The organism is Bifidobacterium asteroides, from assembly GCF_003202755.1.
In the GTDB taxonomy this organism is placed as follows: Bacteria; Actinomycetota; Actinomycetes; order Actinomycetales; family Bifidobacteriaceae; genus Bombiscardovia; species Bombiscardovia asteroides_F.
In genome coordinates, this window is sequence record NZ_QGLK01000004.1 from 432,116 (window position 1) to 445,124 (window position 13,009).

10 protein-coding genes are annotated in these 13,009 nt (G+C 54.4%); 3 read left to right on the top strand and 7 right to left on the bottom strand.

Going from position 1 to position 13,009, the window contains the following annotated elements; all coding sequences use genetic code 11:
* Window position 1: 1 nt before the first annotated feature.
* Window positions 2–1,552: a hypothetical protein gene (locus DKK74_RS05840; protein WP_110413208.1), complete on the bottom strand. Its 1,551-nt coding sequence runs from the start codon at window positions 1,550–1,552 to the stop codon at window positions 2–4.
* A 508-nt stretch (window positions 1,553–2,060) separates the two neighbouring features.
* Window positions 2,061–4,718, bottom strand: a complete 2,658-nt coding sequence (locus DKK74_RS05845; protein WP_110413209.1) for a multicopper oxidase domain-containing protein — start codon at window positions 4,716–4,718, stop codon at window positions 2,061–2,063.
* Window positions 4,719–4,776: 58 nt separating this feature from the next.
* Between DKK74_RS05845 and DKK74_RS08930 the strand changes: the two genes are divergently transcribed.
* From DKK74_RS08930 to DKK74_RS05855, 3 genes are read left to right on the top strand one after another with little or no spacing between them, the layout of a single operon-like run.
* Window positions 4,777–5,529, top strand: a complete 753-nt coding sequence (locus DKK74_RS08930) for a helix-turn-helix transcriptional regulator (protein WP_375537554.1) — start codon at window positions 4,777–4,779, stop codon at window positions 5,527–5,529.
* Window positions 5,526–5,912 carry a ferredoxin gene (gene fdxA, locus DKK74_RS05850; protein WP_110413210.1) on the top strand — a complete coding sequence of 129 codons (387 nt, stop codon included), beginning with the start codon at window positions 5,526–5,528 and terminating at the stop codon, window positions 5,910–5,912. The genes DKK74_RS08930 and fdxA overlap by 4 nt, the downstream gene beginning before the upstream one ends.
* Entirely contained in the window at window positions 5,909–6,514 is a 606-nt protein-coding gene (locus DKK74_RS05855) for a DNA-3-methyladenine glycosylase (RefSeq protein WP_110413211.1), read from the top strand. The genes fdxA and DKK74_RS05855 overlap by 4 nt, the downstream gene beginning before the upstream one ends.
* 47 nt (window positions 6,515–6,561) lie before the next feature.
* Here DKK74_RS05855 and DKK74_RS05860 read toward each other — a convergent pair whose 3' ends face one another.
* The 5 genes from DKK74_RS05860 to DKK74_RS05880 form a co-directional block, all read right to left on the bottom strand.
* A complete protein-coding gene (locus DKK74_RS05860; protein ID WP_110413212.1) occupies window positions 6,562–7,764 on the bottom strand; it encodes an MFS transporter in 1,203 nt (400 codons plus the stop codon).
* A 101-nt stretch (window positions 7,765–7,865) separates the two neighbouring features.
* Window positions 7,866–9,047: an SLC13 family permease gene (locus DKK74_RS05865; RefSeq protein WP_110413213.1), complete on the bottom strand. Its 1,182-nt coding sequence runs from the start codon at window positions 9,045–9,047 to the stop codon at window positions 7,866–7,868.
* Window positions 9,048–9,453: 406 nt separating this feature from the next.
* On the bottom strand, window positions 9,454–10,866 hold the full coding sequence (gene uriT, locus DKK74_RS05870; protein WP_110413214.1) for a uridine transporter UriT: 1,413 nt from the start codon (window positions 10,864–10,866) through the stop codon (window positions 9,454–9,456).
* A gap of 3 nt (window positions 10,867–10,869) precedes the next feature.
* Complete coding sequence (gene uriH, locus DKK74_RS05875; protein ID WP_110413215.1) at window positions 10,870–11,811, bottom strand: uridine-preferring nucleoside hydrolase UriH; 942 nt, start codon at window positions 11,809–11,811, stop codon at window positions 10,870–10,872.
* A 38-nt stretch (window positions 11,812–11,849) separates the two neighbouring features.
* Window positions 11,850–13,007, bottom strand: a complete 1,158-nt coding sequence (locus DKK74_RS05880; RefSeq protein WP_110413216.1) for an iron-containing alcohol dehydrogenase — start codon at window positions 13,005–13,007, stop codon at window positions 11,850–11,852.
* Between the last annotated feature and the right edge of the window lie 2 nt (window positions 13,008–13,009).

Sequence of the window (13,009 nt, forward strand, 5' to 3'; positions counted from 1 at the left end):
ATTACCGTTGAGCAAATACCATAGTTTGTGTTGCCGTATGCTGGTCGTGCAACCACTCCATCATTGTCAGCAACTCGGGAAATACTTCAATGAACCAAGCTCCAGCCAAAATCACGATAATGGATATTGAACTTGAAAAAATGATCTTGTCACAAAAAACGGATATGGATGCGATAATCAGGGTTGCAACAAACTGTTTGATAATTTTTGAATTATCCTGCTTTCGGTCAAGCTGCGATGCAGACTTCTGCACACAATAGGCAATGTTGCGAATATGCCGCTGCTGGTCAGAATCCGGGGCGTTCGGTCGACAATTACGCCACTGTTGTATCGCGTCCCTTGACTGATAACAGAACTGCACAAAACAAGCGGAAGGCATCTGCCCCAACAATTCCGTGACCTTGCCCGACAGCATCAATGAGCGCCCGCCTGTCCGGCCTACATAGCGCTCATACGAATTCGGTTTGCTCTCTACGGCCATAAGGCAGCAGCCCAGGTAATCCGCCATTGCTAAGCGGTATACGAACTGGTACCAGTCCACCAGCGTTTGCTGGTCGCATTCCATGGTCCTATTGCAATCAGATCTACCTACAGGCAAAGTCGAATGCCTGATAAGCGCAAAGGCCTTGGACCGTCTCGGCTCATGGCTTATCTTGCCCAAAACATCCCTAAATGCGGTCTTTTCTGCCTCGTCCGCCTTGGAGGCAGAACACCAGGAACGCAGACAATCGGCGTTTTCACTGACAACAGGAAGAAAGGCCTCATTGAAGCTGCGGGCGATGCTGGAATTCGACCCGGTTTGAGAATCTTGTTGCTCATACCTGATGAGACCCTTCCGTTCAGCATCTATCCATTCCTGCCAACGTTGAGCAAGGAATTGACAGGTACCATCAGACGGGTCTTGCTGGCAATATGCAGCGTACAAGTAAGCGATCCTTTGAGCTATCGACCAATGATCGCCTGTATGCTCATTCAAGACGGCTCTAGTCTGTGGAGCAAATCGTTGACTTTCTTCAGAAGTGACGGTCTTCTGTAAAACTTGATACTCCAGCGGACGCAGCGTACCTATATCCGGTAGGGTAATCGTCTCTTCTTCAGTCGAAAGTTGATGCTGATTATCAGGCGGCACTGTAGTGAACCGCAACAAGCACTGCTCCAAAGTCGGTTGTCTGCCGGATACGGTGAGAAAGGGCTTCTCATAACCGCTCTGCCCCAGAAGATCAAGAACGATATCAGGACCGAATGCCAGAAAATAGATGCCATCGAAGAGCTCTGCATCAGTCACAAGAACATGGGGACTATGCAGAAATGCAGTTCTGAGAATGCCGGCAAATCGTTCAAGAAACTCCGAATGCTGCTGAATGGTTCTCTCACAGATGCTCACGCCGTCAGGACAATCTGACCAGAACTTCGAATTCACCTCTGGAATGCGCTCTTGATCGCACTTTTGATTGCGGTTGCATAGATGTCTGACCTGATTCCAATCGTTCAGCTGTTCCTCTGAATCGAAATTGGTCAGCATGATGGCATATGAACACACGCTCTGAATCATGTCTATATGCTAGACCTCATGTTTGCCTGCTCGTTCAGCACATTCGCCCATAAAACCGGTACAAGCAACTGAGACATGAAAGAAAATGCCAAAAGACCGATTGCTGGTCATTGAGACTCGGAATGTTCCACACCGCGGTTGCCGTTTCACTTTGGGAGTTATCTGCATATAGACAGAAACTCGAATACGCCTGCAGCTATGAACGATTGGTACCAACCAGCAGATCAGCAAACAGGCGACAACTAAGATCAAGGGGCTCAGGCAAGCCAGAATTACTATGGCTACAAGGGATACACTCCCAGCAAGGGACCCCAACTGCAGGATTGAAGTCGCCCTGACGCAGCCCATAGCTTTCTTGTCCGTATAAGGTTCCCCTGGATGCCATTGCATCCCAACTTCCCTGCTTGGAGGCGACAGGCAAGAACCACCATTCCGCGTGGTCGGAATCGTATCTGCTCCGAAACTCGACAAACGTTTGGCTCAGAGCCACACATGTCGCTTAATTACGTCACGACACCCGGAGGATGCCATGCGCCCCCTTCTCGGCCAGGCTCATAACGTGGTTGACTATGGAGTAGTCGCCAGGCTGATCGACCTTGAGCTCGACAAATCCGCCTTGGGCAGGCAGCAGAGGCAGTACCTGCGCTCCGGCTGATGAAGCATCGGCGGAATTCGCTCCTGAACCTCCGCCTATCAGATAGCGGCCCTCAGTCCAGACCGTATCGAACTGGGTTCCCACGATGTGGAAGGACAGAGGCTGATTGGGGCCGGCATCCAGAACCCATATGCGGACCCTTTGCCCCTTCTCCAGCTTGAGAGGGTGGACGTCATATTGAAAGGCCCGTCCGTTGAAGGTCATGACATCCGGGGTCATGGCCGCCACTTTTTCAGCATCGGCAGTCCCTCCATTGGACCCCAGATAAATCTCGGACTGGACCAGAACATATTCCGCAGCCACTGGCGGCATGGTGCCGTCATCCACAACCACAGCCCCGTACATGCCGTTGGCTATATGGTTTGACATGGGGTCGCTGCTGCAGTGGTACATCCAAATGCCGGCCCGATCAGCGGTGAAGGTGTATAAGAGCTCCTTGCCAGGGTCTATGTTGCGCATCATGGTCTGGGGAACAGCCGGTCCGGCATGAAAGTCAATGGAATGGCTCATGCTTCCCTTATTTCTGATGGTTACTTCAAAGGTGTCTCCCACCCGACCTCTAAGCACCGGACCCTGAGCCAAGGGCCTCGATCCCTTATCCCGCGGATCGACCGCGTCATCGAAGCTCCAGACCGTACGCTCAAGCCCTGCTGTCACCTGCTCCTTACGTTCCTTGACATCAAGGGTGTACCTTCTGGTTCCAGCCCTCCCCTGGTCATCCGGGGGTGGAAGAGTGGCCTTGGCAGGATCGCTCTTTTCAGCCCACGACTTGAGCTTGGCTGCCGAAGGGGCCTGGTTCATGGTCATCTTCCCAGCGGAGGACTGCACTTGCTCGGTAGTTGTTCCACCCTTGGTCTTGACCTTGAGCTCCATGCCCATCTGACGGTGTCCCGCCAGCGAGCACCATCCCAAGGTGTCGCCGCCCAGGACGCCCACCTCGACCGAGACGCTCTGGCCTACGGGCACGGATCCTGTGCTCTTGCCGTTGGCAAAAACCAAGTCATGCCGCTGATCTCCGGTGTTCTGAAAATCTACAACCAACCGGTCGCCTGCATCAATGGTGATGGTATCCGGCACAAAGGCCATCCCATTTACCTTGATGGAAGCTCTGCTGGTGTGCCCGGTCGGCTGGATGCTCTTCGACGATACGTCCTGAACCCCTCGAAGATTGGGCGCTGCCCCGACGGAAACAGCCAGCGCCGGCCGCAGAGCCATCAAGACCACCGCTGCCACTAAGATCAGCACAGTAGCCGAGGTGGCAACAAGGTCCGCCCGCAGGGCCAAGGTCCCAACAAGTTCGGTATGCGAATCCTTGGGCTGGCGACGACGGTAGCGTTTGGAAGCCAGGACCTGCTTGCCATGAGCAGCCAGGTAAACCACGGTCAGCATCATGGAGAGGATTCCCAAGACATTCAGCAGGTTCCCCGCCTTCCATAAGGGCGTGTAGAGCCGGATGGCTCCAAGGAGCCTGATTAGCAAGCCAACCTGCATGAGCGCCCAAGCACCCCAGAGAAGGGGATGAAAAGGCAGAGGCCTGCGAATGACCGAGGGGACGATCATGCAGACATGGGCGATGACCATGGTCATGATGAATCCCACAGCCAAAGCATGCAGCGCCATATCGCCCCAGTAGGTGCTGGAATCCAGAGGTGCCACCATCCAGATGAGGGCAGCCAGAAGTCCCCAGGCGTAGGCCGACAGCATGCAGGTGCCCATGAATCCTGGCAGACCGCCGTGACGGAAGGTGCCCTTGGCTACGTCGTGACTGGCCATAACCAGGAGGAGCAGGCCCAGGGACAATCCCAGAAGCGGATAACCGACCGAAGGCGCCATGGCTTGAACAGGCAGCATCAGGACGGTCAGGAGGCTCAGACCCAGAATTCCCGATTCGAGACGGACATCCGAGAAGACCGCCCTGGCCAGCTCCACTCGCTCCCCGACGATGGTCAGAATCAGAAAAAAGAGCCAGGTTGGAGCCAGAACCGAAGCATCCAATCCTGCAACCCATCCAAAAGCTCCGACCAGACCCACCAGGGATCCGAGGACCTGTATGAGCACCTCTGCAGAAGGTTGCCGCCGCCAGATAGCCAGATACATGGCTGTCAGAACCAACATGGACAAAGTCCACGGAATACCGCCAAAAAGCTCCACTCTGACCCATGCCGGGGCAGCAGCGCGGCTTGAAACAATCAGCGAAAGCAGGCAGAGCAGGGACCCCAGCAAGCCCAAAGCGGGAGCGAGAAATCCCCAGGAGGGTTTCTTGGATCCGCCACTGCGATAAGCCACTGCCCTCTCAAGACCGATGGCAGCGCCCAAAAACCCATAGACCATGAGCCCACCATGCAGATCAGCCAAGGGCACCCTGTCTGAAGGGTGGATCAGATCCGCACGAATCAGCGCCGCTATAAGGCCAAGCAGTGCAGCCAGACCTGCGCTTATGAGAAGGGCCATCCTGGATCTGGGCAAGGCCGTTCTGCCACCGGACTTGCGCATCTTCTGATCATTCTGCATGGGTCTGTCCGCCTTGTCCTGGGTTGATAATTGATTTGATAGTTATACAATTTAATCGATGAGTCAGGAAATTCAAGCCCACAAGCGATGTGACCAAGCCCCCTCGAGGCGCAGGAGCGGGGAAGAGATTCGCTCCGCAATCTTGGATTACCTGCATACGTCAGCCGAACGGACCGGTACAGGTCTAACCGCCCAACAGATCGGAACAGCCTTCGGCATCCATCCGACGACTGCTCGTTTCCATCTTGAGCATCTAGTCAAACAGGGCGAGGCAGTCCGCCAAACAAGAGACGGTGATGGTCAATCAGTCGGTCGAGGCAGACCGGCTGTCATCTACTCCCCCACGTCCACGAACCACGCCAGGGAGGATATGATCTCCTCGCTTTGCACTGCTCTCGAGACTGCCTGCCCCGATACTCGGAGCAGGGATGCGGCTGCTCTGAAAGCAGGTCTGGCCTGGGGTCGGACCCTGGCCCAGCAGAGGCGGGGACATGCAGAACAGAGTGTGCCGTCGAGCATGACTCAGACACTGTTAGATGTTCTGACTACCCTAGGCTTTGCACCGGTGAGGACAGGGTCAGATTCAGCAAGTATGTACCTGACCTCATGCCCCTTCCTGGACAGCGTCAGCAGCCATCCAATTATCTGCACAATCCATCGGGGTATGGTCCAGGGACTCGCGGAGAGCAGCAACAAGGAGACCAGAGATAGAAAGGCCCGCGTATTGCTGAAACCTCTGTCCTCACCAAAAGGATGCTTCCTGAAAGTAGCGAAAGCGGACAACACATCAAAAAGGAGAATAAAGCGATGACCTACGTGATTGCCCAGCCTTGCGTGGACGTCAAAGACAAGGCCTGCGTGGACGAGTGCCCGGTGGATTGCATCTACGAGGGCCCCAGGAACCTGTACACCAACCCCAATGAATGCATCGACTGCGGTGCCTGCGAGCCTGTCTGCCCTGTGGAGGCGATCTTCTATGAGGAGGACCTGCCGGAGGAGTGGACCTGGTTCAAGGATGCCTCCGAAGACTTCTTCGCCCAGGTCGGTGATGCCGGCGGCGCCCAGGCCCAGGGTCCCTACGATCACGACCATCCACAGGTCGCCGCCCTGCCCCACCAGGACAATTTCGTCTGCATTCAGCCAGAATCACGCGGTCAGCGCGCGGTCTGGGTCCGCAAGGACCAAACAGAATGAAGGCCGGTTCAAGCCAGGACGATCACCTGGTCTTCCCTGACTTTTTGGGCCGCCCTGCAGAGGAGGCAGCTCGGATGCTTCTGGGTTGCCTGATCATCCGGGACTATGAGTCGGAGGGGAAGCAGGCCTGGGTTCGGATCGTGGAAACCGAAGCCTACGATCAAAACGATCCGGCCAGCCATGCCTACCATGGACGATCGGTTCGCAACGATGCCCTTTTCGGGCCCAGCGGACACATGTATGTCTACTTCACCTATGGAATGCACTACTGCATGAACATCTCCTGCCAGGAGGACGGATTCGGTGCCGGCGTGCTAATCCGAGCCTGCCAGCCAGTGCAGGGTCTGGACCTTCTGCGCAGCCACAGGCACGGCCATCACCCGGACCGGGAACTGACCAACGGTCCTGCCAAGCTCTGTCAGGCCTTGGACATCGACAAGCGAAACTACGGCCATGACCTCAGAAAACCGCCCATCCGCCTGGCAGCCGCCAGTCTGGACCAGGACGAGACCATCACGGCAACCCCCCGAATTGGCATATCCCACGCCAAGGAGACCCTACGGAGGTTCGTCATCACCGGCAACCCCTACCTGTCGCGATGATTAGGCGAAGAGCCTGCACTTCTGACTTGTACAGCTTACGGGGTGACTTATTGCTCAATGAAGCGGGATTCGACACAGCTCTGGAAGCGGACAAGCGAGAGAATGACAGCGGCCAGCAGAGCGATTATCAGCATGCCCATGAAACTGCCGGTTACCGGATCCAGTCCAAACGCTGATGAGAAAGCCTTGAAAGTCCAGGTGGATGCCGTAAAACCAAAGCTGGTGGTAGCCGAGAAGACCCCCATGACCAAGGGATAGCGTCTGTGCGGAGTCAGGTTGGACAGGAGGAAGGGGCAGGTGGCCATATTGATGGCACTGCCCGAACCAACCAAGAAGGCCGATAGGCAGACCAGCGGGAAGGAGCGGGTGGTCAGGAAGAGCAGGGCGCCCAGGGCCATCAGCAGGAAGGCGACCGGAATCGTCCATTGCCGGCAGACCCGCTTGATGCCGTTGATACTAAGCCCGATCACGACCGAGGAACCCGTGTTGAACATCAAGGCCACCCCTGCTGCACTGGTGCCGCCCAAACCGTACTTGGCTATGTAGACTGCGAGCTTGTTGTACAGGACCGCGACCAGGAAAATGCTCAGAAAACCGATGAGAATGCAAGAAATGGTAGCCCACCAGCATTGTCTGCCCTTCTGCGAGGGGGATGTTTGAGACTCTGTGGCCTTTTCCGACTCCTCCTCGACTGCACCGACTCCGGGGACCATGAAGACGACCAAAACCAAGGCAGGCAAGGCCAGGAAATAGAGCCAATAGTTGTGCAGCCACCCTCCCTTGGCCAGGACACCACCCATGGCAAGGACCAGCATGGAAGAGCCGTCCTGAACAGCCAGGACCAGCCCCATCAGCGCCGCCAACTGCTTCCCGCGGAAGAACCTGGCCGACAGGCTCGGAAGAACTGTAGTGGCGATGCCCACGCCGAATCCGACAACCAAGGCGAACAAGAGCAGCTGGCTTACACTGCTATGCACCAAAAGGGGCATCAAGCCGCCCAGGGCGACACACAGACAACTGATACAGGCAGCGGTTCTGAAACTCATTCTGGTCAAGAGCTGACCAAATAAAAGGGCCGAAACTATGGCCGCCGAAGAGCCAATGGAGACCACCGATTCAACGGTGGAGGGATCAGCGCGAGGAAAAGATGCCTGAATGGCGGCCACGGAAGGAGAGATGATGGAGTCAAACCGCGACATGATAGCCAAGGCCATGATTCCGACCAGAACCCCAAGGTTCCGTCTGGTCAATATCCCTGTGTCCTTGGACTTAGACGCGCACGGGTCCGGTTCCACCGTTGCTGCCTCCCTCTCAATGTCAGCGGCACCATTCCTGGTTGATGGTGGGTAGTCTACTCCAGCAGCAGGGCCATGCCAACCAACACGACGAGGAAGAGCAGATTAAAAGCAGTATAGATTTTCAGGTACTCACCTTTCTTGCTCGGATACTGCTTGACTACAGCTTTGTAGGAGATCAGCGACGCCATTGAAGCGACCAGGGTTCCGAGCCCGCCCAGGTTGGTGCCCAGAATAATTGAGCGCCAGGCTGTCGAAAAACCTGAGACCAGGAGTGCTGTGGGCACATTGCTGATGACCTGGCTGCACAGGACCGAGGTAATCAAAGGGTGGATATTGACCAGGCCGCTGACCAGGTTATAAAACTGGGGAATCCTCCTGGCATTGCCTATGAAAATGAAGAAAGCCACGAAGGTCAGCAGCAGTCCCCAGTCCACATGCAGAAAGACCCGCCTGTCGCAGATCAGAAAGGTCACAACCACCACCAGGACCATGGTCCACTGGGGAATCAGCTTGGCCACACCAAGCAGGCAGACAAGAAAGAGAAGAAGGTAGATGGCGATGCGCCATCCGCTGGACCGTTGCATCTCCTTGACCTGAGGCTGTATCCCCTCCTCCCTGGGCGCTAGTATGCTGTGACGAATCTCTTGTGCATCCATGCCCTCGAACTTGTCCAAATGCTGATTCCTGAAAGCGAACCAGCAGCACAGGAAGAGCATCAGGGCCGCCACCAGAGCGTAGGGCGCCATAAGGAGGAGGAACTCCCCAGTGGGCATCTCGGAGCGGGCCTTGAGGTATAAGTTGTGAGCATTGCCAATCGGGGTCAGCATGCTGCCCACATTGGCGCCCAGGGTCATCAGGGTGACGATCAGCAGGGCATGGCTTTCCAGACCGGCCATGATGAGCACAGCAATAGCAAAGGGTACGAAGGTCACCAGGGCTACATCATTCGTGATGAACATACTGGAGAAGAAAGGCAGCGAAACCAGAACCAAGGCCAGACCGCGCACCGAGCGGACACGGCTCAAAAGACTGGCCCCAATGGCATGAAAGACCCCGATGCGCTGAAAGCCGCAGACCACCATCATCAAGGAACCCAACTGGGTGAGGGTATTGACGTGGATGTAGCCCAAATACTGTCGGTCTGGAGGAATGAGGATGCAGGATACGAGAGCGACGACTGCAGCGACGACCAGGACGGTTTCGTTTTTCAGCAGTCCGATCACCCGATGTTGCATGGTCACCTCCGGCGAACGAATTCCTCACTTAGTTTACGCGCCCGCCCCCGGCTTACTGGACCTTCCCATGCGCTATTTTCCGCTCCTGAGCCTATGTCGGGGCACTCGTGACTTACTGGCTGCTAGCCTGCCTGGCCCCGACTTTCGACTCTTGTCGGATAGGCATAAAATATGGAAGGGTCCTGCGAATCAGTGCATTCGCAGGACCCTTATTAGACTGCAATGTTACTTGCCATCCATTCGTTCCTGGTCGAGACTCAGGATGATATCCGACATCCTTCATTGCTCATTGATAACTTTCGGATGTTCAGAACAAATCACAAACGAGTCATCTTGCCGTTCTGATTTACCGTCCTTAATTTCATGCTGAACATAGTCAGAAAACTGCAACCAGCTCATCCAATTACTATTGGACCTCATCCTGCTTGGGAATGAGGAACGAGCAAAGGAATGCAAGAACGAGAAGAACAGCAGAACCAATCATGGAGGAGACATAGCCCGCCTGCGCACCGGATGAACCAGCCACAAGGTTCATTATGGCGTACAGAGCTGCGTAGCTCAGTCCGGCTCCTAGATTGAATCCGCCGGAATTCAGTCCCGGAAGATACCCGGTGTTGTCAGCTGGTGAAAGCACCACGCCAAGTCCGTTTAGCATGATATTAACCGTTCCCGCATATGAAACACCTAGGACCAGAGACATCACCACCAGAGACCAGACGCTTGGTGACAGACAGACGTAAATGCCGAAAATCACACCTACTATGCTCACTAGCTGACCCGCACGGAGTACCTTGTGGTATCCATATTTTGATGCCAGTATTCCAGCAACAGGTCCAAAAGCCAGACCGATGAGCGCATAGGGAGTCAGAGTTGCAAACGAAACCACGCTGGCACTCATTCCGGCACCAGCTTTGGAATCCTGGGCCAGGGCAGGTACAACTCCATTCATGATTGCAAATACACCAACCATGGTGGTCAGAGTGGTGAGCAAAAGCCCCCAAGTCCGCCGCTGCTTCAGATAAGTTGTCGTCACCATCGGAGCTTTGCTCCTCTTCTCCGTATTCCAGAAGACCACGAAGAACAGCGCAGCCACTACCAATTCAATAAGCACCATAAGCCAGTTGGCCGCAGCGAGCTTCTCGGCCTCGTTGATGGCGAGATAGGCGCAAACGAATGCAATGCAGAGGAATACCACACCAGCCCAATCCATGCGGGGTGTCTGTGCGGCATGACTTTCCTGGGCAAAAGCGGCAACCAGTATGATAGCCAGCACGGCAACAGCAACCATGAACCAGAATACTGAACGGAAGCCAAAAGTCCCTGCCAGCCACCCGCCCAGTATGGCATCAACGCCCCCGATACCGCCATTTACGGCGGTAAGAATTGACATGAGCCTGGCATACCTTGCATCTTCTGTTACCTGCGCGTGCAGCATAATCAAAGTCATGGGGACAACGGGACCTGCAACCCCCTGAATGACTCGCCCAATCATGAGCACGAGCACGTTGGGCGCAAAAGCCGACACAACACAACCAATGGCAGTCAGAACCAGAATGCCCAAAAGCACTTTCTTACGACCGACCAAGTCACCCAGCCTAGGAAGGAAGAGCGAAAAGACAGCGCAAGAGGTGAAGAAAACCGTCTGAGAAAGCCCGATTTGAGAGCTTGTAGTATGCAGCTCATGCTCCATAGTCGTCAACGCGGGAGAAAGCATGGAAGCGTTGAGCTGGAAAGCAAAGATAGCGGCCATAAGAGCGGTCATCAGGGCAACAATCGATTTGCCACCCTCGTCGAGAGTCTTGGATGATTCTTTAGTCATCGTTCATCCTATCTTTTCGATGGCATCAATAATCAGGTTCCAGAAACCATCGAAGTCCAGTTTCACGGCAACCTGAGTATGGCAATCCTCAGGGCTGGGCTCCGGACCACGCAGATCCGCCACGGTCATTCCCGTCGTCAACTCACCCCTCAGCTCGATGTCAACAGGGCATCGACGAGTCTTGACGATATTTGGATCAATCAAATACGCAATGGTGCAGGGGTCATGGACAGGAGGGTCGACAAACGCTTGGTTGTCTTTGTATGTCTTCCTGAAGAAATCCATGAGTCCACTGACGAAATGGGCCAGGTCGGTTCCAACACCTTCTATGCGCTTCTGAACCTCTGGTGTGCAAAGGGCCTGGTGGGTTAAATCCAAACCGACCATAGTGACCGGCCAAGGTTCATTGAAAACGATATGTGCAGCCTCCGGGTCCACTTTAATATTGAACTCGGCAACAGCACTCCAATTACCGACATGATAGCCACCGCCCATAAGGACGACTTCCTTGACCCGTTCGACAATTCCCGGCTCCTTACGAGCAGCCATTGCTATGTTGGTCAGCGGGCCAGTAGGGACCAAAGTTATAGTGCCTGGTTCGTTCTTCATGATCGTGTCGATGATCCAGTCAACTGCATGACCGGCATCCAGCGGACGGGTCGGTTCTGGCAGTGTGACACCATCCAGGCCTGTTTCACCATGAATGGAGGCAGCAACTTCCTGCGGGCGAACCAGGGGTCTGTCACAACCAGCATGCACAGGCACATCGTTTGCATGAGCCATTTCAAGCACAGCCCTGGCATTATATGTCACCTTATCAAGGCTTTGATTGCCACCTACCGTGGTGACGCCCAGAAGATCAATGGCCTGACTGCCAACAGCCAAGAGAATGGCCACGGCATCGTCATGACCCGGGTCAGAATCCAAAATAACTTTCCGCTTCATAAGCGTTCTCCGTTCTTTGTTTACTTCATAATGATCATTTACCGAGTTCCAAAACCTTCCAAGAGATCGTGGGCTGCTGCCTCATCAACCGTACGGGGGGTATTATCGGCAAATCGCTCATTGGCAACTGCCGAGGCATTGCCCAGCAGTTCAGAATGATCAATTTGGTAGGTATCGAATGGATGCATTCCAAGTATGTTATCCCGAAAGTCTTTGAAAGCTCGCACAGCCAGGACCGTCGTCTGCTCCTGAGGTGCGGATTCCGGATATACAGCCCCTAGAATCTGACCGATCTCACGTACTTTCTTAGGGCGAACCGGACCCACAAACTCCAAGACTGAAGGGAGGGCGTAAGCCACTGCTTCGCCATGGACGATATGATAGCGGGAACCGAGCACATGGGCGATGGAATGACCGACGATCGTACCTGTATTATTCAGCATCCAACCTGCCAGGTTCGCGGCAACCATAACCCTTCCTCTAGCCTCTATGTCATTGCCGTCATGCACAGCCCGTGGCAGGTATTGGTACAGAAGATACATAACTTTTTCGCAAATAGCATCAGTCATTGGACTTGATAGACGGGATAGATACCCTTCTGCTGCATGACCAAAAGCATCAAGGCCGCAGGCGATGGTCATTGCGGGAGGCAAAGTCTGAGTTAGCTCAGGATTGAGCACGGCATATTCACTGACAGCAGGATCAGCCAAAACAGTCATTTTCGTCTTCGACGATTCATCAGTAACGACAAGGGCATTAGACATTTCGCTACCAGTCCCCGCAGTCGTAGGAACACTGATCTGTCCGCGGCAAGGCGAGATCGACTTGGATGGATCAGTGTAATCCAGAATGTCTCCTCCATTAGTTCTGACGATGTTGACTCCTCGAGCCACATCCATCGAGCTGCCACCGCCAATGGCAATCAAACTATCTGCATTGTGCTGTTTGAAAGCCAGAAAAGCATCGTTGACTATTCCGGCAGCAGGATCAGGACCAACGCTGTTAAAGACTGAAACCGCGATCCCTGATGAGCGGAGCAAATCAAGAGCCTTGACCACCAAAGGCATCGTCGATACAAAATGGTCAGTTACCACCAAAGGCCGTTTATAAGATTCGGTCTGTAGTATCTCTTTTAAGGTTTCGCCCAAATCATGAGTGGAAAGAACCTTTACATGCTGCAACATCTTGTACTGCATAA